Raw genomic sequence first — 20828 nt, 5'->3', positions numbered from 1 at the left:
GGCGTTACGTGTGTGGCGCCCGTCATACCTGATGGGCTGAACATCGGGCAAAGGTCGTCAGTTCTGGCCCCCTCGCGCATCTCACCCTCGAACTACCCAGTCGAGACCGAGGAGGGGGCCAGAGATGACCACCGAAGCTATTCACACAGAGTTAGTCGCACTCCACGACGGCACCACGCCCGTCCGTTCGCGCTGGTCCTACCGTGCCGACCAGCCGTTCACCGTGACGGCCGCGTTCCAGACGGACCGGGACCGCTGGGTTGAGTGGGTCTTCTCCCGAGAGCTGCTCGTCGAGGGCCTTGGCGAGTCCGCCGGTTTCGGCGACGTCCGCTTCCGGCCCATCGAGGAGCGCGGGCTGCGCATGCTCGTCATCGAGATCGAGTCCCCGGAGGGTTATGCCCTGCTGGAGCTGGACCACGGGGCGGTCGACAGGTTCCTCGGCGCGACCGAGCAGATGGTCCCGCTCGGCGGGGAGGACGACCACTTCGACGTCGACGAGCTGATCGCCGAGCTGACCAGGGTCTGACCGGGGGGCCTGCCGGGGTCTGAGCTGGCGCGGTCGCGACGCGCGGGGCGGCGCGCCGATCGCGCGCCGCCCTGCACGTTCAGTCCTTCTCGACCACGCAGTCGGGGCCCGGGAACACGAGTCGCTCCCGACCGTCGGGGTACCGGACCAGGTACGGCGGGCCGCCGTCCGCGCCGCGTACCTCGATGATCTCCGCCAGCTGGTCGGAGTTTCCGACGATGCGACCGTGGACGTGGAGATGGTCGCCGACTGCCGCCTGCATAGTGCAACTCCCTCCCGACCCACACCAGGGTAGGTCCGGATTGCCCGGCTGATTCTAGTCTGTTGGGGTGATCCCGCAGGTCCTCGCGCGCGTCGACGGAGTAGGCGGTGAGCTCGTGCTGCGGCGGTCGGGTTCGCACTACGAGATCATCGCCAACGGTGTCTTCCTGATGGATACCAGGAACGGCGAGTCCGAGCGACTCATGATCAGTGCCGCCGTCGGGCGGATGCCGGCCGGCGGCCGGCTTCTGGTCGGGGGCCTCGGCGTCGGCTTCTCGCTGCGCGAGGCGCTCGCGCACCCGACCGTCGGCGAGGTTGTCGTGGTGGAGCGCGAGCCCGCGGTGATCGAGTGGAACTCGACGTACCTGAGGAACGCGGCGGTGCTCGCCGACCCGCGAGTGCGTGTGGTGCAAGGCGATCTGGTCACGTGGCTGCCGAGCGCCGGCAGGTTCGCCGCACTGTGCCTGGACATCGACAACGGTCCGGAGTGGACGGTCGACGAGGGCAACGCGGCCCTGTACGGTCCGGCCGGCCTGGACATGATCGTCGAGGCGCTCGTCCCCGGCGGGGTGCTGGCGGTGTGGAGCGCGGGCCGGGCGCCGGCGTTCGTCGCCGAACTGGCCGAACGCCTTGGCCCGGTGGAGACTCTGGAGATCCCGGTACCACGTGGCGAGCCGGATCTCGTGTTCCTGGCCCACTCGTAGCGGAGCATGCCGTGCTCGGCGCGACCGCGTCACGCTGGCGTGAGCACGATCCCTCTTCCGGGTGACACAGGTTTTTGTCTCATCGTGTGAACCTGCTCCACCGATCGGGTGACTTGGCTACTCCGCATACAGAAAGTCCAAGGTCGCGTGCGGCTCCGCAACCTGCGCAAGTGCAGATGCAGCGCCGCGCGCCGCCCGTTAACAAGATCGAAGGCGGCGTTTACCGGTGTGATCTGCGTCGCTACCCTGGCGCGGGTCCGCGGGAGTTTTCTTCGGGTAGCGAGGGTTTGCGATGGCCACGATCGCGTCAAAATACGACGCGCCAAGCAAGGTGCCGGTAGGAGTCGACCCGAACAGGGCGAGCATCGCCCGGGTGTACGACGCGTTCCTGGGCGGCAAGGACAACTACGCGATCGATCGCGAGGTGTACCACCGGGTCCGGGAAGTCGCCCCCGAGGCGCAGGACCTGGCGTGGTCGAACCGGAACTTCCTGATCCGCGCGGTGCGGTTCCTGGTCGACCAGGGCGGCATCCGCCAGTTCCTCGACTGCGGCTCCGGCCTGCCGACCGCCGAGAACACACACCAGATCGCGCAGCGCATCGCGCCGGAGGCCCGGGTCGTCTACGTCGACAACGACCCGGTGGTCATCGCGCACGGCAACGCGTTGCTGGACGAGAACGACTACACCCACTTCGTCGCGGCGGACATCTTCCAGCCGCAGGACGTGCTCCAGAACCCGCAGGTGCGTGGCTACCTGGACTTCCGCGAGCCGATCGCGTTGCTGCAGGTGGGCACGCTGCACCACTACACGGCCGACAACGGCGGCGAGCTGATGCAGGAGTACGTCGACGCGCTGGCGCCGGGCAGCTTCGTCGCCATCTCGCACTTCCTGAACCCGGGCACGGCGGAACACCAGGCGCTCGCCGAGCGGATGGAGAACGTGTTCATCCACAGCCCCATGGGCTCCGGCCGGTTCCGGTCCAAGGCGGAGATCATGAAGTTCATCCCCGGCCTGGAGATCATCCCACCGGGCCCCGGCATGGCGCCGGACATCGTGATGTCGGACATGTGGTGGCCGGACGGCCCCCGGCTGCGCCCGCTGAGCCAGGTCGAGGAGTGCAGTGCCGCGGTGGTGGCCCGCAAGCCGCCGAGTTGAGCGTCCCGCACGCGACCGCACGGGCGGGCCGGTAGCGTCCCGCCCGTGCCAACCTTCCTCCAGATGCAGGACGAGGCCGCGCTGCTGTCGTTCGAGCACCAGCTGCACCTGTCCGAGACGATCGGCGAACACGCCTGGGAGACCGACCTCACCGAGCAGAGGTTCTCCTTCACCGGCGACCACCCGCTGACGTGTACGGACATGCATCTGCTGGGCAGTGCGGCACCGGGGCCGAAGTCCTGGCTGTGGTCGTGGGCCAACCCGGCCGGCTATCGCGAGGAACTGCTGGAGCTGGCCAAGTTCGTGCGTGCCTTCGGTGAGCGCAACGACATCCCGGAGCTGACGACGCCGGAGATCCCCTTCGACGCCCTACCGGGCTCGCCGACGGAGCCCGCGGCGGTCACGGCGCTGATGATGGAGGCGTCGAAGGTCGCGGCGGTGCGGTGGACCGGATACCAGGGTCCGGTGGGCGGCGGTACGCGCGCCGGCTTCCTGATCGAGCATCCGGACTTCGTGCTGCCGCCACCCGCCGGGCCGCGGGTGAGCCGGGTGCTCCAGCAGGGCCTGGCCGAGCTGCGCATCCACGACCACCGGCTGGCGTTCGAGTCGTACGCGCTGTACCGCGGGCTGAAGTTCCAGCACAACGGGCCGCAGATGTACGTCTCCGGCCAGGACTTCTCGGTGTCGGTCCAGTTCAACGACCGGAACCTGGTCACCGCGATGTCCATGAACCTGAGCGCCAGCCGCGGCTAGCCCTGTGCGGCCGCGGCCTTGGCCGCCGCCTTCATCTGCTTCTTGTACGCGCGGACCTGCTGCAGGCTGGCCTCGTCGGTGATGTCGGCGACCGACAGGTGGGTGCCCTTCCTGCCGAACTCGCCCGCCGCCCGCTGCCAGCCCTTCGCCGCGAGGCCGCGCTGCTTGCCAAGCAGGGCAAGGAAGATCTTCGCCTTCACGTCGCCGAAGCCCGGCAGCGCCTTGAGTCGCATGAGGACCTCCGTGCCCGACGGGTCGCCGGCGGTCCACACCGCGGCCGCGTCGGCGTCGTACTCCTCGACCAGGCCCTGGCACAGGGTCTGGATCCGCTTGGCCATCGAGCCGGGGAAGCGGTGGATGGCCGGCGGGGTCGAGCACAGCGCGGCGAACTTCTCGGGGTCGTACTCGGCGATCGTGCGTGCGTCGAGCGCGCCGATGCGGTCGAGGATCTTGCGCGGGCCCATGAACGCCGTCTCGATCGTGATCTGCTGGTCCAGCAGCATGCCGATGAGCAGGGCCAGTGGCTCGCGGTCGAGCAGCTCGTTGGCCTCGGAGTCCGTGGTCAGCCAGATCGCCATGGCGTCATCATGGCACGCGCCTTCTACCTCGCGGAGAGTAGCCGCGTGCGTGCTCGTACGTCCCTCGGCGCACCGCGAAGCGGGCTTCCGCGACGACGACAAGGCAGGGCCGCGAAACCGACCATATGGGCATGACTACCACGACCGAGCGAAGTGCCAGAAGGCTTGCGCCCACGACCCGCAAATGGCTCCTGATCCTGCACATCGTCGTGTCGGTCGGGTGGCTGGGCCTCAACGTCGGCAACCTGACCCTGGAGATCACCGGACTGACCACCGACGACCCCGCCACCCAGCACTTCGCGTTGGGCGCGCTGTACCTGATCGGGGGGCCGCTGCTGATCCCGGTCAGCCTGCTCGCGTACGTGTCCGGGATCCTGCTCGGCTACTACAGCAAGTGGGGCGTGTTCCGGTACCGGTGGGTGCTGGTGAAGTTCTCCCTGACGACGGTCGCGGTCGTGCTGGTGCCGCTGTCGCTGGTGCCGGGCCTGCGTGCGCTGTCCGACCTGGTGTCCGCCGCCCCGGCCGACCGGCTCGCGGACGTCGGCCAGGACGGGATGAGCATGCTGTCGGCGGGGATCGTGTCCACCGCCATGTACCTGACGTGCGCGATCCTGTCCGTCACCAAACCATGGGGCCGGACGCGCCGCGTGGGTTAGCGTGGCGGGGTGCTCCGACCTGCCTACCCGATCAAGACCGACCGCCTCATCCTCCGCCCGTTCGCCGACGACGACCTGGACGCCCTGTACGCGTACCAGCAACTGCCCGAGGTGGCCCGCTACCTGATGTGGCCGCCACGGGACCGCGACCAGGTCGTCAACGCGCTGAGGTACCGGATCGAGCACCCGACGCTCGAGAAGGAGGGCGACGTGCTGGTCCTGGCGGTCGAGCACGGGGAGACCGGAGCGCTGCTCGGCGACGTGAACCTCTCGTGGACGTCCGAGTGGAACAAGACCGGCGAGTTCGGCTTCGTGTTCGACCCGCGCCACCACGGGAAGGGCTACGCCCGCGAGGCGGCGACGGAGATGTTGCGGCTGGGGTTCGAGCAGCTGGGGCTGCACCGGATCATCGGCCGCGCCGACGCCCGCAACGACGCGTCGGCGGGCCTGATGACGAGGCTCGGCCTGCGCATGGAGGCCCACTTCGTGAAGAACGAGTTCGTCAAGGGCGAATGGACGGACGAGATCGTGTTCGCGATGCTCGCCGAGGAGTGGCGAGCGCGTTCCTGAGTGGTGGCCTCCGGCCCCCGGGTTCCACGCTACGGCAACGCACCGACAGTCGGGCCCTTGTCCACAGCCGGCAGTCCACAGCTCCCGGTCCTGTCGTTGCCTCGTGGGACGATCGAGTCCGGGGCCGGAGGCCGACCCTGAGACAGAAACCGGGGTTCGCCCCGGATGGCAGTGGCCGCGTCGGCCGCCAGGCTGTTGACCATGAAAACGATCACCGTCCTACTGACCGCCGCCGCGCTCACCCTCGGTGCGGCGCCGGCCATCGCGGCGCCGGCCAAGCAGTTGCCGGCGCTCGACTCGGCCAAGTTCGACTCGGCCAAGTTCGACTCGGCCAAGTTCGACACGAGCAAGCTCGAGGCCGCCATCGCCGGGCTGCCCAACGACCAGGCGAGCGGCGCCCTCCTCCAGGTCCGCGGCTCGGCCGGTTGCTGGGAGGGCACCTCCGGCGTCGCGGACATCCACACCGGACAGAAGGTCCCGATCGACGGCCGGTTCCGCATCGGCAGCATGACCAAGTCCTTCACCGCCACCGCCGCCCTCCAGCTCGTCGCCAAGGGCAGGCTCGACCTCCACCGCACCGTCCAGTCCTACGCGTCCGACATCCTGCCCGCCGAGTACGCGCCCATCACCATCGACCAGCTGCTCTCCTACACCTCCGGCCTGCCCTCCGCGGACATCGACCACAAGGACCCGGCCTGGTTCCTCCCGCACCGCTTCGACACCTGGACGCCGCGGCAGCTGTTCGACCTCTCCTTCCACACCGCCGACGGCGCGGTCAAACCCCTCCTCTTCCCGCCGGGCACCCAGCAGAACTACGGCAACATCGACTACCTCGTCCTCGGCGCGGTCATCGAGAAGGTCACCGGCCGGCCCTACGGCGACGCCGTCCGCGACGGCGTCATCCGGCCGCTGCACCTCACCGCCACGACCGTGCCCGGCACCGACACCGAGATCCACGGGCCGCACGCGCACGGGTACGAGCTCCAGAACGGGTCCTATGTGGACATCACGGAGGCCAATCCCACCTACCAGTGGGCCGCCGCCGAGATCGTCTCCAACGCGCCCGACCTCGACCGGTTCCTGACCGCGCTCATGTCCGGCCGGCTCCTGCCCGCGACGGAGACCGCGCTGCTGTTCCAGATCCCGGACGTGCACCTCTACGACCCCGCGTACGACCCGACCGACCCCGACGCCGAAGTGCCCCCGCACGCCTACCTCGGCCACGGCCTCGCCAAGCTGGCCGCCGGCAACGTGGAGTTCTGGGGCAAGACCGGTGACCGTCCCGGTTACAACAACGGCATGGGCGCCACCCGTGACCTGTCGCTGCGCGTCGTGTTCTCGGTCAACACCCTGCACATGGGCGGCAGCCAGCAGCCGCTCGTGACGCGGAAGATCATCGCGGCGGTCGCGGGACTCGCGTGAGCGAGGCAACCCGTACGCGTGTACTGTTTGGGCGGGCGAAGCAGACGAACGCGCGCGCAATGAGGACGCGAGAGGAGAATCCCGGCACATGGCCAAGATCAAGGTCCAGGGGACGGTCGTCGAGCTCGACGGCGACGAGATGACCCGCATCATCTGGCAGTTCATCAAGGAAAAGCTGATCCACCCGTACCTGGACATCAACCTGGACTACTACGACCTGGGCATAGAGCACCGGGACGCCACCGACGACCAGGTGACCGTCGACGCGGCGAACGCCATCGCGAAGTACGGCGTCGGTGTGAAGTGCGCCACGATCACCCCGGACGAGGCCCGGGTCGAGGAGTTCGGCCTGAAGAAGATGTGGCGGAGCCCCAACGGCACCATCCGCAACATCCTCGGCGGCGTGATCTTCCGCGAGCCGATCGTCATCTCGAACATCCCGCGGCTGGTGCCGGGCTGGACCAAGCCGATCATCATCGGCCGCCACGCCCACGGCGACCAGTACAAGGCCACGGACTTCAAGGTGCCCGGCCCCGGCACGCTGACCATCAGCTACCAGCCGTCCGACGGCGGCGAGCCGATGGAGTTCGAGGTCGCGCAGTTCCCGGAGGGCGGCGGCGTCGCGGTCGGGATGTACAACTACCGCAAGTCCATCGAGGATTTCGCACGGGCATCGATGCGCTACTCGCTGGAGCGCGAGTACCCGCTGTACATGTCCACGAAGAACACGATCCTGAAGGCCTACGACGGCATGTTCAAGGACGTGTTCGCCGAGATCTTCGAGGCCGAGTTCAAGGCCGATTTCGATGCCAAGGGCCTGACCTACGAGCACCGGCTCATCGACGACATGGTCGCCGCCGCGCTCAAGTGGGAGGGCGGCTACGTCTGGGCGTGCAAGAACTACGACGGTGACGTCCAGTCCGACACGGTCGCGCAGGGCTTCGGGTCGCTCGGCCTGATGACGTCGGTGCTCATGACGCCGGACGGCAAGGTGGAGGCCGAGGCCGCGCACGGCACGGTGACCAGGCACTTCCGCCAGCACCAGGCCGGCAAGCCGACCTCGACCAACCCGATCGCGTCGATCTTCGCGTGGACCCGCGGCCTCGAGGCCCGGGGCAAGCAGGACGGCACGCCGGAGGTCATCGGCTTCGCCGAGACGCTCGAGAAGGTCATCATCGAGACCGTCGAGAGCGGTCGGATGACCAAGGACCTGGCCCTGCTCATCGGCAAGGACCAGGAATGGCAGACCACCGAGGACTTCCTCGCGACACTTGACGAGAACCTCCAGAAGAAGATGGCAGCTGCCTGATTGGTTTTGTCAAATGCCACGCCCGCGTTATGCGCGGGCGTGGCATTTCTTTACGGAGCGTGGTGTCCACCGCCCGGCCACTGCATCACGAGAGTGGTTTGTGCCCAGGCTCTTTCATTTCTCCAACGGGCTGAGCTATACCTGTGGATGGCATATTCGTGTCGTGCCGTCATGAGGAGCGATACCGGTGAAGTTGAAGCTGACCGGCAAGCGAACCGTGATCGCGATCGCGCTGGTCGCGGGTGTCGGGGTGCTGTACGTCCAGGGCAAGGACGAGCAGCACACGAAGCAGGGTCCGACCTCCACCGAGACCGTGGCCTGCCGCATCGCGTCCACGGAGGACGGCGTACGGGTGCGTTCGGCCCCGGTCGTGGACCCCGCGAACGTGGTGGACGAGCTGGCCAGGGGCGAGGAGTCCGACGCGAGCAAGGTGGTCCAGAACGGCTTCCGCCAGCTCAGCGCGGGCCGCTGGGTCTCGGTCGACTTCATCCGCCCACTCGACGCCAAGAAGTGCTGACCAGCAGGTAACGCTCGTCCTCGACGGGCGCACGAACCCCGTGTCCTCCTGCGCGGCTCAGAAGTCCGTCACAGCTCGACCACCAGGCCTTCCTCCGCCGCCAGGATCTCCCCGGCGTACGTGGTGGCCGCCTGTCGCAGTGACACACCGCGGTCGTTCCCCGGCCAGAAGTGCGTCAGCATCAACCGTCGTGCGTCCGCCTCGCGTGCCCAGTGCCCGGCCGCCTCCGCCGACAGCAGGTGCTCCTCGGGCTCGCCCTGGAGGGTCGCGTCCATGATGTAGAGGTCCGCCCGTCGCCCCAGCTCGGCCAGGGCCGGCGACGGACCGGTGTCACCGGTGTAGGCCATGGTCCGGTGACGGGTCGTGGTGAGGCGGACGCCCACGTTCGGCACGTGGTGCGGCAGCGCCAACCCCAGTACCTCGAACGGCCCCACCTTGTGCGTCCCGGGCAGCTCCACGACGTCGAAGAGCTCGGTCAGCCTCGGGGACGGCTCCAGGCCGTCGACAAGTGACGCCACCCCGGGCGCGCACAGCAGCGGGATCCGGTCGAACGAGAGCTCCCCGTAGTGCCGCACCCGCAGTAGGCCGTTCAGGTCCACGCAGTGGTCACTGTGCGCATGCGTGATCACGACCGCGTCCACGGCGCCGTTCGGGCAGAGGGCCAGGAGCCTTGGCAACGTGCCGAAACCCAGGTCCAGCACCACCCGGAAGCCGGCGTGCTCGACCAGGAACCCGGCACACGCCCGCCCCGGCTCCGGCCAGGCCGCGCAGCTGCCGAGCACGGTGATCCTCACGACCCAGCAGCCTAGTGTCCGCCGCGTATGACAGGGTCGCGTGTGTGGACGAACCTTTGCTCGTCGAACGCCGCCCGCTGCCGGTAGACGGCCGGTTGGGGCGGCAGCTGGCGTTCCTGATCGAGGTGGACCGGCTCAAGACCGTGCTCCGCGCGTCGACGCTCGCGGCCGTGGCGCGGCGGGAGAACGACGCGGAGCACTCGTGGCACCTCGCGCTGATGGTCCCGGTCCTCGCCGAGTACGCCGACGAACCCATCGACGTGGGGCACACCATCAAGCTCGTCGTCGTGCACGACCTCGTCGAGATCTACGCGGGGGACACGCCCCTGTACGACGACGAGCTCCGGACCAGCCAGGCCGAGCGGGAGCTGGCCGCCGCCGAGCGCCTGTTCGGGCTGCTGCCGGCCGACCAGGCCGGCGACTTCCGTGCGCTCTGGGACGAGTTCGAGGCCCGGGTGACCCCCGAGGCCCGGTTCGCGAAGGCCATCGACCGGCTGGAGCCCAACCTGCTCAACTGGATGGCCGGCGGCGGAACCTGGCGCACACCGGGTGTCACGGCGGACACCGTGCGCACGCGGACCGCTCACATCGGTGAGGCGTCCACGGCGCTGGGCGAGGCGATGGCGGCGTTGATCGACACCGCGAGCGACAACGGCTGGATCGCCGCAGGTCAGCAGGCAGAAGCCGGCCCCGGGTGGCCACCGGCGCGGTAGGGGGACTACTCTCCCGCGTCGTACCGATTGGGCTAACCTGCCAGCACTCACGGTGGAGTTCCCCGGCCGGAAGACCCCTAAACGGGTGTAACCCGATGGTGACGAACACAGGAGGCGCACCAGTGCGCAACCGAGTTGCCCTGGCGGTCGCCAGGCTAGTTCGGCTGAGTGTGGTCTTTTCTCTGGTGCCGGTCGCCCTGGTGACCGGAGCGGTCGTGGCGAGCGCCAGCACGGCGGACGGCGTCGCGGCATCGAACATGCAGTTCCCCATCGGCCCCGTCGGTGTGGCCGCGGTCGTCGTCGGACTGGGTGGCCTGGTGACCGGCCTGCTGCGGCACCGCCGCCGCGGCCTTTCCCCGGCCCCGAAACCCCGGCCGGAGCCGACGGTCACCGACAAGGCCGTCGTCTGACCCTGGCAGAATCGGGGAGTGACGGAAACGCAAGAACGTCGCCCGCGCGTACTGTCCGGGATCCAGCCGACGGCTGACTCGTTCCACCTCGGCAACTACCTCGGCGCGGTGCGTCAGTGGGTCGCCATGCAGGACACGCACGACACGTTCTACTGCGTGGTCGACCTGCACGCGATCACCGTCGAGCACGACCCCAAGCTGCTGCGCAAGCGCACCAGGATCTCCGCCGCGCAGCTGTTGGCGCTGGGCATCGACCCCGAGCGCGCCACGCTGTTCGTGCAGAGCCAGGTGCCGGAGCACGCGCAGCTGGGCTGGGTCATGCAGTGCCTCACCGGCTTCGGCGAGGCCAGCCGGATGACCCAGTTCAAGGACAAGTCCGCCAAGCAGGCGCAGGACCGGATCACGCTCGGCCTGTTCGGCTACCCGTCGCTCCAGGCCGCGGACATCCTCTGCTACCAGGCCAACCATGTGCCCGTCGGTGAGGACCAGCGCCAGCACCTCGAGCTGACCCGCGACCTCGCGCAGCGCTTCAACTCCCGTTTCGGCCGCACGTTCGTGCTGCCGGAGCCGTACATCCTCAAGGACGCGGCCAAGATCTACGACCTGCAGGACCCCGGCTCGAAGATGAGCAAGTCCTCGTCCTCGCCGGCCGGCATCGTCGACCTGCTCGACGACCCCAAGGTGTCGGCCAAGAAGATCCGCTCGGCGGTGACCGACAACGACCGGGAGATCCGGTACGACCCCGAGCACAAGCCGGGTGTGTCTAACTTGCTGGCGATCCTGTCGGCCTTCACCGACCGCACCACCGCGCAGCTGCAGGACGACTACGCCGGCAAGGGCTACGGCGACCTGAAGAAGGAGGTCGCCGAGGCGCTCGTCGAGTTCGTCACGCCGGTGCGGGAGCGGGTGCGGGCGTACCTGGACGACCCGGCCGAGCTGGACAAGATCCTCTCGCGCGGCGCCGAGCGGGCCCGCGAGGTCGCCGGCCGGACGCTCGCCAGGACCTACGACAAGCTGGGTTTCCTCGCGCCGTCCTAACGTGCACGGACCGTCTGGCGCGGCTAACGTTTGCCCGTGGCGGCGGACAAAAAAGAATCGTTCATGACCCGGCAGCGGCGGGCGCGGCCGTGGCTCGACCATCTCGCACGGGCGGGCGAGGCGTTCACCGAGCGCTATGGCAACCATTACGCCGCCGCCATCACGTATTTCAGCGTGCTCTCGCTGTTCCCATTGTTGATGATCGCCTTCGCTATCGCCGGTTTCGTGTTGGCCGGCAACGACGCCCTGCTGACGGAAATGAAGCACGGCATCACCGACGCGGTGCCGTCCGGGCTGGGCGAGACGATCACCGACGTCGTCGACGAGGCCATCAAGTCGCGCAGCACGGTCGGAATCCTCGGCCTGCTCGCCGCGCTGTACTCCGGCCTCGGTTGGATGTCGAACCTGCGTGATGCCCTGACCGCGCAGTGGGGGCTGGAGCACAAGCAGCGCCCGTTCCTCAGCACGACGATCAAGGACCTGCTGGCACTGCTCGGGCTCGGGCTGGCGCTGGCGGTCTCGTTCGGACTGTCCGCCGCCGGGGGCGGGCTGGGTTCGTGGCTGCTCGGCTTGGTCGGCCTCGACGACGACGCGTGGGCGGTGTTCCTGCTGCGGGTGGCCACGATCGTGCTGTCACTGGTGGCGAACTGGCTGGTGTTCCTGTGGGTGCTGTCGCGGCTGCCCCGCGAGAAGGTGGGGGTCCGCTCGGCGGTCCGTGGCGCGGCCGCGGCTTCGGTCGGGTTCGAGCTGCTGAAACAGGTCTTCGCGGTGTACCTGGCGAGCGTGACGAGCTCGCCGTCCGGCCAGCTGTTCGGTCCGATCATCGGTCTGCTGGTGTTCGCGAACCTGGTGTCGCGCTTCCTGCTGTTCATCACGGCGTGGACGGCCACCGCCAGGGAGAACTTCGTCGCCCCGATACCGCCGCCACCGCCGCCGGCCGTGATCAGCCCGCGGATGGTCGTCCAGAAGGGCCCGACCCCGGGCGCCGCGGCGGGACTCCTCGGCGCGGGCGCCCTGCTGGGTCTGCTGCTGCGGGGCCGGAAGCGCCGCTCGGACTAGGCCCGCCTCTCGACACCGCTCTAGCCTCGGCGCCGCGCTAGCCGCGGTTCGCGCGGGCCAGGCGGGCCCTGCGGCGTCGGTACCACATGCCGGCGACGGCGAGGATCCCGACGGAGGCCAGGATGACCAGCGGCAGGCCGACGTTGCCGAAGGCCGAGCGGTCCGCATCGGCCGACGCGCGCGCCGAGTCCGAGGTCGGCTCGCCGCTCACGGGCCGGCTCGCCGCGTCGTCCTTCTCCGCGCTGCCGTCCTGCTTGGGCTGTGCCTCCGGTGACTTGCTCACCAGCTCGCCGACCGGCTTGGTCTTCGCGGTCGCCAGGGTGAAGCCGTAGTCCAGGAGCGCCGCGCCCTGCTTCGACAGTGGCGCCTGCTCGCGCTCACCACGCAGCAGCACGACCGCCAGGCGCCGGCCGTTGCGCTCCGCCGCGCCGACGTAGGTGTGCCGCGCGTCGTCGGTGAAGCCGGTCTTGCCGCCGAGGAAGCCCTCGTACTCGCGGAGCAGATGGTTGTCGTTGTTGACCTGGAAGCCCGGTCGGCCGCCGTAACCCGGGAAGTCGATCTTCTGGGTCTTCGCCGCGGCGGCGAACTCCTCGTGCTTCATCGCCGCGCGGAAGATCAGGCTCATGTCGTACGCGGACGTCGTCATGCCGGGACCGTCCAGGCCGGACGGGGTCGCGGCCCGCGTGTCGAGCGCGCCCATCTCCTTGGCCAGCGCGTCCATCTTGTCCGTCGCGGCGTCCGCGCCGCCGAGCGCGCGGGACAGCGCGAACGCGGCGTCGTTGCCCGAGCGCATCACGAGGGCGTGCAGCAGCTGGTCGACCGTGTACTGGCCGCCCTCCCCGATGCCGACCCGCGTGCCCTCCTGGTTCGCGTCCTCCTGCGTGCCCGTGATGACCTGGTCCGGGCGCAGCTCGCGGATGACGACGATGGCCAGCAGGACCTTGATCAGCGACGCCGGACGCTCGCGGGCGTGCGGGTCCTTGGCGGCGAGCACGTCGCCGGACTCGAGGTCGGAAATCACCCATGTGGCGGCCGTCACAGCGGGCGCCGCAGGGGCGTTCTCGGGCTGAACCATGCCGCACTCACCCATCCGTGCTCCCCCGACGGGGTCCTCAGGAACAGGGAGTGGTTGTGGGCTCGGCGTGCCCGGCTTCGGCTCCTCCGACGTGTCGATCGGCGGCGGGGGAAGCTCCCGATGCTGGCAGGCCCCCTGCGTGGCGTCGTTGTCCCCGTTGCTCGGCTGCCCCTGGCGTGCGTTGCGTGCGGCAACGGCACCCGGGGCGGCGACGATTGCGGTGATGACCAGGGCGCATAGTGACAAGATGAAGGCCGGCACGAACCTGGTGGCTGCAAGGCGCACGTTGGCAGCCTAGGGCTTCTCAGTCATATGGGAACCGTGACCCTCTCGAAGTCCCGAGAGAGGGGCTTTGCTAGCGGGCGCTCGCAAAGCCCTCTTTCGAGTGAAAAACGATCAGGCCTTCGCCTTCTCGTCGGTCTTGTCGTCGATCTCCGCTTCGGCCGCCGCGCGCTTGACCGCGTCGACCCCGTTGATCACGCCGGCCTTGGACTTGTAGCTCTCGCCGGTCGCCACGATCTCACCGTTGCCGGCCTTCAGCCGGAACCGGAACTCGCCCTTGCCGTCCTCGTAGATCTCGAACTTCGCGGCCATGTTCGTTACTCCAGGTGGTTGTTGGGGTGGACATGCCGCGCGATCCGGTGGGGACTCGGGGACGCGGCGGCGCGCAGTCTACGACTAGCGCGTACCCGTTCGGGGTTAGATTGAACATGTGAACTCGCCGACCACGGGGCAGCAGGTGAAGGTGTCCTCGCGGCAGCAGTCGCGACTGCTCGCGTTGCTGCGCGACGAGGGCCCGATGTCCCGCGTAGCCCTCGGGGAACGGCTCGACCTGCCCAGGGCCAAGCTGACCGGCGAGCTCGCGCGGCTGGTCGACACCGGACTGGTCGAGATCGGCGGCCCGGCCGCGAGCAGGGGCGGCCGCCGCTCGACGCTCGTGCATCTCGCCGACGACCTGCGCTTCATCGCCGCGGACGTGGGTGCGACCTCGATCAACGTCGCGCTCACCGACGGCCGGTGCGAGGTCCTGGCCATCGAGAGCGAGGACTGTGAGGTCCGGCTCGGCCCCACCCCCGTGCTCGGCCGCATCGTCGACCTCGCCGCCCGCGTGCTGCAGAAGGCGCCCGGTCGCCTGATGGGCGCCGGCATCGGCCTGCCCGGCCCGGTGAGCTTCCGTGACGGCATGCCGGTCGCGCCGCCGATCATGCCCGGCTGGGACCGCTACCCGGTACGTGACGAGCTGGCCGGGAAGTGGGACTGTCCGGTCACCGTCGACAATGACGTCAACGTCATGGCGCTGGGCGAGCGGCACGCAGGCGTGGCCCGCTCGCTCGACGACCTCATCTTCGTGAAGGTCGGCACCGGCATCGGCTGCGGCATCGTGCTCGGCGGCAAGGTGTACCGCGGGGTCGCGGGCACGGCGGGCGACATCGGCCACATCCGTCTCGACGACTACGGTCCCGCCTGCGCGTGCGGCGAGGTCGGCTGCCTGGAGGCGTACTTCGGCGGCTCGGCACTGGCCCGCGACGCGCTGACCCTGGCCCGCTCCGGCCGTTCGGCCATGCTGGCCGAGAAGCTGACCGACCGGGGCAAGCTGACCGCCCAGGACGTGGGCGAGGCCGCCACGGCCGGCGACTTCGCCGCCGCGAACCTGGTCCGCGAAGGCGGCCGCCGCCTGGGCCACGTGGTCGCGTCGCTGGTGAGCTTCCTCAACCCGGGCATCGTGGTCATCGGCGGCGGCGTCTCCCGCCTGGGCCACCCACTCCTCGCCGAGGTCCGCAGCTCCGTCTACCGCCGCTCACTCCCCCTGGCGACCGGCAACCTCCCGATAGTCCTGTCGGAGCTGGGCGAGATCGCCGGCGTAACCGGCGCGGCATGGTCAGCAACCGACCGAGCCTTCGCCCCCATGAACTAACCGCGAGTCCCGCCTTCACACACCGCGAGTCCCGCGTTCAAGCACACCGAGTCCCGCGTTCAACCACCCAGAGTCCCGCGTTCACGCACACCGAGTCCGGTGTTCGAGCACGCCGAGTCCCGTCCCGGGTCCGAGCACATCGAGTCCCGCGTTCACACACCCTGAGTTGCGGTTTCGTGCACACGCCGTCTGCACGAAACCGCAACTCGGTATGTGCGAACGCGGGACTCGCCATGGTTGAACGCGGGACTCGCGGGTTTTTGGGGGCGGACGGGGGGTGGTGGGCGGGGGACTTCTCGCTGGGGCAGCGCTTCTTTTGACGATTCGGGACGAAAGATCGGGTAAGATGTTGCGCCAATCGGACTATTGCAGACCTATGTCCCCCTGAGACAGTCTTCTTTGTGAGTTAGAGCACCGGTCTTCGATCGGGCACTCAACGAAGTGGGAGCGCCGGTGGGCCAGAGCCGCCCCGCAGACCAGGCGGGTCTGCGCCGAGGGAACCTCGCGCTGCTCGTGCGCACCCTCAGGGAGCACGGGGCGCTCTCGCGGGCCCAGCTCGCGGTGCGGTCCGGGCTCTCCAAGGCGACCGTCTCCAGCCTCGTCACCGACCTCGAGACGCGGGGGCTCGTGCACGACGCCGGGGTGTCCGCCGGCGGGCAGGGACGCCCCGGCCAGCTGGTCGACCTGCGGCCCGACAGCGTGTGCGGCATCGGCCTGGACGTGCATGTCGGGCACGTCAGCGCGCTCGTCACCAACCTCAGCGGCGAGGTCCTGTTCCAGAAGCGAGCCACCGTGGACGTGCCGGCGGCCGGGCCCGAGCAGACGCTCGCCCAGCTCGCCCAGCTGGTGACCGAGGCCATGGCCGGCCTCAAGAACGCCATCGGCGTCACCGTCTCCGTCCCCGGCCTGGTGGACACGGAGGCCGGCACGGTCACCTTCTCGCCGCGGCTGCGCTGGCGGGACGTCGCGGTCGTCGACGGCCTCGCCGCCCGCACGGACCTCCCGCTCGACCAGATCGTCGTCGACAACGACGCGAACCTCGGCGCCATGGCGGAGTTGGCGGCCATGGACGTCGCCGACCTCGTCTACCTGACCGGCGACTTCGGCATCGGCGGCGGCGTGATCGCCGGTGGCCGGCTCATCCGGGGCGTGGGCGGGTTCGCCGGCGAGATCGGGCACATGGCCATGGACCCGCTCGGCCCGTACTGCTCGTGCGGGCGCCGCGGCTGCTGGGAGACCCAGGTCGGGCTCGGCGCGCTGCTGCACGCCTGTGCCGACCCGGACGACCCGATCCGCGACCCCGCACTCGATCTCGACCAGCGCATGCGCATGATCCGCTCCCGCGCGGAACAGCATGACCGGCGCACGCTCGACGCGTTGCACCAGATCGCGATCGCGCTGGGTCTCGGGGTCTCGTACCTGGTGAACATGCTCAACCCGGCCGTGGTGGTGCTCGGCGGCTACTTCGCCGCGCTGCCCGAGTGGCTGGTCGAGCCGATTCGCAGCCAGGTCGTGGCCCATGTCCTCGCACCCGGCGCCGGCGGCGCGAGAGTGGTCGGCTCGCGGCTCGGCTTCACCGCGGCGACCACCGGCGGCGCGTTGGCGTCGCTGCGCCGGGTGCTGGAGGACCCCACGGTCGTGCCCGTCGTCCAGGCACAGGAACAGGAGGCGCCGGCGTGAGCGGGAGCGAACCAATGAGCACTGCGAGTGACCCGACGGACGAAGTGCTCCTGACGATGTCCGGCATCGTCAAGACCTTCCCCGGCGTGCGTGCGCTGGACGGCGTGGACCTGGAGGTCCGCGCCGGGGAGGTGCACTGCCTGCTCGGCCAGAACGGCGCCGGCAAGTCGACGCTGATCAAGGTCCTGTCCGGCGCGCACCAGCCCGACGAGGGCGCCATCCTCTGGCGGAGCACGCCGGCCCGGCTGACCTCACCGGACGCCGCGCTGCGGCTCGGCGTGGCGACCATGTACCAGGAGCTGGACCTCGTCGAGGGGCTCTCGGTCGCGGAGAACATCTTCCTCGGCCACGAGCCGTCGAGGTTCGGCTTCTCGAACCGGGGCTCGGCCCGCCGCCAGGCCCGCGAGCTCATGCGCCGGCTCGGCCACCCCGAGATCCCGCCGGGCCGCGAGGTCGGGCTGCTGTCGGCGGCCGGCCAGCAGCTCGTGTCAATGGCCCGCGCGCTCGCGCATGACGCGAAGCTGATCATCATGGACGAGCCGACCGCCGCGCTCGCCGCCGACGAGGTGGACAACCTGTTCCGCGTCGTCGAGGACCTCACCGACGACGGCGTCGCGGTCGTCTACATCTCCCACCGGCTCGACGAGATCCGCCGCATCGGCGACCGGGTCACCGTCCTCAAGGACGGCCGCACGGTCGGGACGAACCTGCCGGCCGACACCCCGACGGCCGACCTCGTGAACCTCATGTCCGGCCGCATGGTGGAGACGGTGTTCCCGCTCCGCGAGGTGACCACCGTTGACGAGGGCAACGAGGTCCTCACGGTCACCGGGCTCTCGCGGAAGGGCGAGTTCTCCGACGTCAGCTTCACCGTGCGGGCCGGGGAGATCCTCGGCATCGCCGGCCTGGTCGGCGCCGGCCGCAGCGAGGTGCTCGAAACCGTCTACGGGGCAAGGAAGTCCGACGCCGGCATGGTGACGATCGGCGGGCGGCGCCTGCGGCCGGGCAGTGTCTCCGCCGCGGTCGCGGCCGGCATCGGGCTCGCGCCCGAGGAGCGCAAGAGCCAGGCGCTGCTGCTGGACCAGTCGGTGGCCAACAACGTGACGCTCGCGAGCCTGCCGGAGTACAGCCGGTTCGGCTTCGCCGACCGTGGCAGGGAACTGCGGGACTCCCGCGCCACGCTGGAACGGCTCGACATGCGCCCGGCCGACCCCCGGCGGCTCGTGCGCACGTTCTCCGGTGGCAACCAACAGAAGGCGGTCGTCGCACGGTGGCTCGTGCGCGACTGCAAGGTTTTGCTGCTCGACGAGCCGACGCGCGGCGTCGACGTCGGCGCGCGCGCCGAGCTGTACCGGCTGATCCACGAGCTCGCGGCCGCCGGGGTGGCCGTGGTGCTGGTCTCGAGCGAGGTGCCCGAGGTGCTCGGGCTGTCCGACCGCGTGCTGGTCATGCGGGAAGGCCGGGTGCTCACCGAGGCGCCGGCCAAGGAGCTCACCGAAGCGTCCATTCTGGACATGGTGATGGAAGGTAGCGAGGTAGTGGTGTGAGCGACGTGTCTGAGAAGTCACCATCCACTGTGGACAATCGGCCGCCCGCCGTGCAGACGGCTCCGCCGAAGAAGTCCGGTGGGTTCCCGCTGGACATCCGGCTGACGATCCTCATCGGCGTGCTCGTCGCGCTGTGCATCGTCGGGTACGCACTCAACTCAACCTTCCTCGGCGAGAACAACGTCTCCATCATGCTGCGGCTGGCCGCGGCCATCGGCGTCGTCTCGGTCGGTATGACGTTCGTCATCATCTCGGGCGGCATCGACCTGTCGGTCGGCTCGATGGTCGCGCTGTCGAGCGTGTGGATGACGACGCTGGCGACCCAGGAGTACGGCCCGTGGGTGATGGTCCTGTGCGCACTGCTGGTGGGTCTCGGTGCGGGGCTCATCAACGGCGTGCTCATCTCCTACGGCAAGGTCGTGCCCTTCATCGCGACGCTCGCCATGTACGCGTCGGCCCGCGGCCTCGCCGAGCGGCTGTCCGAACGGCAGACGCAGGTCGTGCGGGAGCAGGGCTTCCTCGACTTCTTCCGCGGTGACCTCCTCGGCATCCCCGTGCTGATCTGGATGCTCGCCGTCGTGTTCGTGGTCGGCTGGATCCTGTTGAACCGCACGACGTTCGGCCGCCGCACCTTCGCGATCGGCGGCAACACCGAAGCCGCGCGCCTCGCCGGCATCAACGTCAAGCTGCACACGGCGATGGTCTACGCGATCGCCGGCCTGTGCTGCGGCATCGCCGCGATCATGGTGGTCGCCCGCACCACATCGGGCGCATCGACCAACGGCATGTTCTACGAACTGGACGCCATCGCCGCCGTCGTCATCGGCGGCACGCTGCTCACCGGCGGCCGCGGCACGCTGATCGGCACGCTCATCGGCGTGCTGATCTTCACCGTGGTGAACAGCATCTTCACCCAGAACAACCTCGAGACCGACATCCAGAACATCGCCAAGGGTGTGATCATCGTCGGCGCCGTGCTGCTGCAGACGCTGACCTCCCGCCGTGCGAAAACCTAGGACCATTCCTGTTTCCCGCCACGAAAGATCCCCCCGTCCGACCTCAGTACAAGGGAGTACCTATGGACCCGTCCCTGGCCCGCCGTCGATTCCTCCTCGGCGCCGGCGCGCTCGGCGCGAGCGCGTTCGCCGTCGCCTGCACCTCCAACGACTCGAGCGGTGACACGCCGCAGCAGGTGGCGCAGGGCGGCGAGGACAACGCCAAGCAGGGCAAGCAGGTCACGATCGGCTTCGCCGCGCCGGCCGCGGACCACGGCTGGATCGCGGCGATCACCAAGAACGCCAAGGCGCAGGCCGACGTGTTCAAGGACGTCACCTTCAAGGCCACCGAGGGCACGAGCAACGTCGACCAGCAGATCGCGCAGGTCGAGTCCCTGGTCAACGAGAAGGTCGACGTCCTCGTGATCCTGCCGCAGGACGGCAAGGCGCTCACCTCCGCCGGTCAGGAGGCGATGGACGCGGGCATCCCGGTGGTCAACCTGGACCGCGTCTTCGACACCCCGACCGCGTACCGCACGTGGATCGGCGGCGACAACTACCGCATGGGCTACAACGCGGGCCTCTACATCGCCGAGCAGATGAAGGCCAAGAACGTCTCGAGCCCGATCATCGGCGAGGTCGCGGGCATCGACTCGCTGCCGCTGACCCAGGAACGCAGCAAGGGCTACAAGGACGCGCTCGCCAAGAACGGTTTCTCGGTCGGCCCGCGCGTGGCGGCGGAGTTCACGGCGGAGTCCGGCGAGAAGCAGACGGCGAACCTGCTGCAGGGCGCCAGCAAGCTCGACGCGCTGTGGAACCACGACGACGACCAGGGCATCGGCGTCATGGCGGCGATCGACTCCGCGGGCCGCAGCGAGTTCATCATGGTCGGCGGCGCCGGCTCGAAGAACATGATGGACATCATCAAGGCGGACAACAAGGTCATCAAGGCGACCGTGCTCTACAGCCCGTCGATGGCGTCGTCGGCCATCTCGCTGGCCCGGCTGCTCGGCCAGTCGAAGGGCATCGCGGACATGGCGGAGCACGAGATCCCGGCGTTCATCACCACGTACTCGGCCGTGGTCACCAAGGAGAACGTCGACGACTACCTGGACGTCGGCTTCGACTCCTGATCCACCAACAGAGCGGG

At 69.3% G+C, this 20828-nt stretch carries 23 protein-coding genes; 18 read left to right on the top strand and 5 right to left on the bottom strand.

Features of this window, described 5'->3' with window-relative positions:
• The first annotated feature begins 124 nt into the window (after positions 1-124).
• On the top strand, positions 125-526 hold the full coding sequence (locus VET29_RS29630; RefSeq protein WP_324926447.1) for an SsgA family sporulation/cell division regulator: 402 nt from the start codon (positions 125-127) through the stop codon (positions 524-526).
• A gap of 79 nt (positions 527-605) precedes the next feature.
• On the opposite strand, the gene VET29_RS29625 is transcribed toward VET29_RS29630, so the two are convergent.
• Complete coding sequence (locus VET29_RS29625; RefSeq protein ID WP_324926445.1) at positions 606-788, bottom strand: DUF1918 domain-containing protein; 183 nt, start codon at positions 786-788, stop codon at positions 606-608.
• 67 nt (positions 789-855) lie between these two features.
• On the opposite strand from VET29_RS29625, the gene VET29_RS29620 reads away from it, so the two are divergent.
• From VET29_RS29620 to VET29_RS29610, 3 genes are all read left to right on the top strand, one after another.
• A complete protein-coding gene (locus tag VET29_RS29620; RefSeq protein WP_324926444.1) occupies positions 856-1491 on the top strand; it encodes a spermidine synthase in 636 nt (211 codons plus the stop codon).
• A 292-nt stretch (positions 1492-1783) separates the two neighbouring features.
• Positions 1784-2647: an SAM-dependent methyltransferase gene (locus tag VET29_RS29615; protein WP_324926442.1), complete on the top strand. Its 864-nt coding sequence runs from the start codon at positions 1784-1786 to the stop codon at positions 2645-2647.
• A 45-nt stretch (positions 2648-2692) separates the two neighbouring features.
• A complete protein-coding gene (locus VET29_RS29610) occupies positions 2693-3400 on the top strand; it encodes a DUF6882 domain-containing protein (protein ID WP_324926440.1) in 708 nt (235 codons plus the stop codon).
• Here the strand turns inward: VET29_RS29610 and VET29_RS29605 are convergent.
• Positions 3397-3978, bottom strand: coding sequence for an HhH-GPD-type base excision DNA repair protein (locus VET29_RS29605; protein ID WP_324926438.1), 582 nt, complete (start codon positions 3976-3978; stop codon positions 3397-3399). The two genes, VET29_RS29610 and VET29_RS29605, sit on opposite strands and share 4 nt — an antisense overlap.
• A 131-nt stretch (positions 3979-4109) precedes the next feature.
• Between VET29_RS29605 and VET29_RS29600 the strand changes: the two genes are divergently transcribed.
• The 5 genes from VET29_RS29600 (at position 4110) to VET29_RS29580 (ending at position 8452) form a co-directional block, all read left to right on the top strand.
• Entirely contained in the window at positions 4110-4634 is a 525-nt protein-coding gene (locus tag VET29_RS29600; protein ID WP_324926436.1) for a hypothetical protein, read from the top strand.
• 9 nt (positions 4635-4643) lie between these two features.
• Positions 4644-5204, top strand: a complete 561-nt coding sequence (locus VET29_RS29595; RefSeq protein WP_324926434.1) for a GNAT family N-acetyltransferase — start codon at positions 4644-4646, stop codon at positions 5202-5204.
• Positions 5205-5405: 201 nt separating this feature from the next.
• Positions 5406-6626, top strand: a complete 1221-nt coding sequence (locus VET29_RS29590; protein WP_324926432.1) for a serine hydrolase domain-containing protein — start codon at positions 5406-5408, stop codon at positions 6624-6626.
• An 88-nt stretch (positions 6627-6714) separates the two neighbouring features.
• Positions 6715-7935: an NADP-dependent isocitrate dehydrogenase gene (locus VET29_RS29585; protein ID WP_324926430.1), complete on the top strand. Its 1221-nt coding sequence runs from the start codon at positions 6715-6717 to the stop codon at positions 7933-7935.
• Positions 7936-8122: 187 nt separating this feature from the next.
• The gene (locus VET29_RS29580) at positions 8123-8452 is read left to right on the top strand and encodes an SH3 domain-containing protein (RefSeq protein WP_324926428.1); all 330 of its coding nucleotides are present in this window, start codon (positions 8123-8125) and stop codon (positions 8450-8452) included.
• Between the two features lie 68 nt (positions 8453-8520).
• Here VET29_RS29580 and VET29_RS29575 read toward each other — a convergent pair whose 3' ends face one another.
• Positions 8521-9246, bottom strand: a complete 726-nt coding sequence (locus tag VET29_RS29575) for an MBL fold metallo-hydrolase (RefSeq protein ID WP_324926426.1) — start codon at positions 9244-9246, stop codon at positions 8521-8523.
• 44 nt (positions 9247-9290) lie between these two features.
• Here VET29_RS29575 and VET29_RS29570 point away from each other — a divergent pair, with 44 nt between their 5' ends.
• From VET29_RS29570 to yhjD, 4 genes are all read left to right on the top strand, one after another.
• On the top strand, positions 9291-9959 hold the full coding sequence (locus tag VET29_RS29570; protein ID WP_324926424.1) for an HD domain-containing protein: 669 nt from the start codon (positions 9291-9293) through the stop codon (positions 9957-9959).
• A gap of 200 nt (positions 9960-10159) precedes the next feature.
• Positions 10160-10369: a hypothetical protein gene (locus VET29_RS29565; protein ID WP_324926422.1), complete on the top strand. Its 210-nt coding sequence runs from the start codon at positions 10160-10162 to the stop codon at positions 10367-10369.
• An 18-nt stretch (positions 10370-10387) separates the two neighbouring features.
• Positions 10388-11407: a tryptophan--tRNA ligase gene (gene trpS / locus VET29_RS29560; protein ID WP_324926421.1), complete on the top strand. Its 1020-nt coding sequence runs from the start codon at positions 10388-10390 to the stop codon at positions 11405-11407.
• A 63-nt stretch (positions 11408-11470) separates the two neighbouring features.
• Entirely contained in the window at positions 11471-12466 is a 996-nt protein-coding gene (yhjD, locus tag VET29_RS29555) for an inner membrane protein YhjD (RefSeq protein WP_324926419.1), read from the top strand.
• Between the two features lie 37 nt (positions 12467-12503).
• Here yhjD and VET29_RS29550 read toward each other — a convergent pair whose 3' ends face one another.
• Positions 12504-13541 carry a D-alanyl-D-alanine carboxypeptidase family protein gene (locus tag VET29_RS29550; protein ID WP_324926417.1) on the bottom strand — a complete coding sequence of 346 codons (1038 nt, stop codon included), beginning with the start codon at positions 13539-13541 and terminating at the stop codon, positions 12504-12506.
• A gap of 396 nt (positions 13542-13937) precedes the next feature.
• Positions 13938-14135, bottom strand: coding sequence for a YegP family protein (locus VET29_RS29545; RefSeq protein ID WP_324926415.1), 198 nt, complete (start codon positions 14133-14135; stop codon positions 13938-13940).
• A gap of 205 nt (positions 14136-14340) precedes the next feature.
• Here VET29_RS29545 and VET29_RS29540 point away from each other — a divergent pair, with 205 nt between their 5' ends.
• From VET29_RS29540 to VET29_RS29520, 5 genes are all read left to right on the top strand, one after another.
• Complete coding sequence (locus VET29_RS29540) at positions 14341-15456, top strand: ROK family transcriptional regulator (RefSeq protein WP_324926483.1); 1116 nt, start codon at positions 14341-14343, stop codon at positions 15454-15456.
• 453 nt (positions 15457-15909) lie between these two features.
• Positions 15910-17136, top strand: a complete 1227-nt coding sequence (locus VET29_RS29535) for an ROK family protein (RefSeq protein WP_324926413.1) — start codon at positions 15910-15912, stop codon at positions 17134-17136.
• A 14-nt stretch (positions 17137-17150) separates the two neighbouring features.
• Positions 17151-18683, top strand: coding sequence for a sugar ABC transporter ATP-binding protein (locus tag VET29_RS29530; protein WP_324926411.1), 1533 nt, complete (start codon positions 17151-17153; stop codon positions 18681-18683).
• 50 nt (positions 18684-18733) lie between these two features.
• On the top strand, positions 18734-19699 hold the full coding sequence (locus VET29_RS29525) for an ABC transporter permease (protein WP_324926481.1): 966 nt from the start codon (positions 18734-18736) through the stop codon (positions 19697-19699).
• A gap of 62 nt (positions 19700-19761) precedes the next feature.
• Positions 19762-20811, top strand: coding sequence for a substrate-binding domain-containing protein (locus VET29_RS29520; RefSeq protein ID WP_324926409.1), 1050 nt, complete (start codon positions 19762-19764; stop codon positions 20809-20811).
• Positions 20812-20828: the final 17 nt, after the last annotated feature.

The sequence above is a fragment of the Actinophytocola sp. genome (assembly GCF_035634895.1).
Taxonomy (GTDB): Bacteria; Actinomycetota; Actinomycetes; order Mycobacteriales; family Pseudonocardiaceae; genus Actinophytocola.
The sequence above is the reverse complement of the archived record's forward strand: the minus strand, read 5'-3'. Positions and strand labels throughout refer to the sequence as shown.

Excerpts from the sequence above, each read along its gene's own strand:
- VET29_RS29630 (WP_324926447.1), top strand. The coding sequence starts at position 125 with ATGACCACCGAAGCTATTCACACAGAGTTAGTCGCACTCCACGACGGC.
- VET29_RS29625 (WP_324926445.1), bottom strand. The coding sequence starts at position 788 with ATGCAGGCGGCAGTCGGCGACCATCTCCACGTCCACGGTCGCATCGTC.
- VET29_RS29615 (WP_324926442.1), top strand. The coding sequence starts at position 1,784 with ATGGCCACGATCGCGTCAAAATACGACGCGCCAAGCAAGGTGCCGGTA.
- VET29_RS29605 (WP_324926438.1), bottom strand. The coding sequence starts at position 3,978 with ATGGCGATCTGGCTGACCACGGACTCCGAGGCCAACGAGCTGCTCGAC.
- VET29_RS29600 (WP_324926436.1), top strand. The coding sequence starts at position 4,110 with ATGACTACCACGACCGAGCGAAGTGCCAGAAGGCTTGCGCCCACGACC.
- VET29_RS29590 (WP_324926432.1), top strand. The coding sequence starts at position 5,406 with ATGAAAACGATCACCGTCCTACTGACCGCCGCCGCGCTCACCCTCGGT.
- VET29_RS29585 (WP_324926430.1), top strand. The coding sequence starts at position 6,715 with ATGGCCAAGATCAAGGTCCAGGGGACGGTCGTCGAGCTCGACGGCGAC.
- yhjD (WP_324926419.1), top strand. The coding sequence starts at position 11,471 with ATGACCCGGCAGCGGCGGGCGCGGCCGTGGCTCGACCATCTCGCACGG.
- VET29_RS29550 (WP_324926417.1), bottom strand. The coding sequence starts at position 13,541 with ATGGTTCAGCCCGAGAACGCCCCTGCGGCGCCCGCTGTGACGGCCGCC.
- VET29_RS29545 (WP_324926415.1), bottom strand. The coding sequence starts at position 14,135 with ATGGCCGCGAAGTTCGAGATCTACGAGGACGGCAAGGGCGAGTTCCGG.
- VET29_RS29540 (WP_324926483.1), top strand. The coding sequence starts at position 14,341 with ATGTCCCGCGTAGCCCTCGGGGAACGGCTCGACCTGCCCAGGGCCAAG.
- VET29_RS29530 (WP_324926411.1), top strand. The coding sequence starts at position 17,151 with ATGAGCACTGCGAGTGACCCGACGGACGAAGTGCTCCTGACGATGTCC.
- VET29_RS29520 (WP_324926409.1), top strand. The coding sequence starts at position 19,762 with ATGGACCCGTCCCTGGCCCGCCGTCGATTCCTCCTCGGCGCCGGCGCG.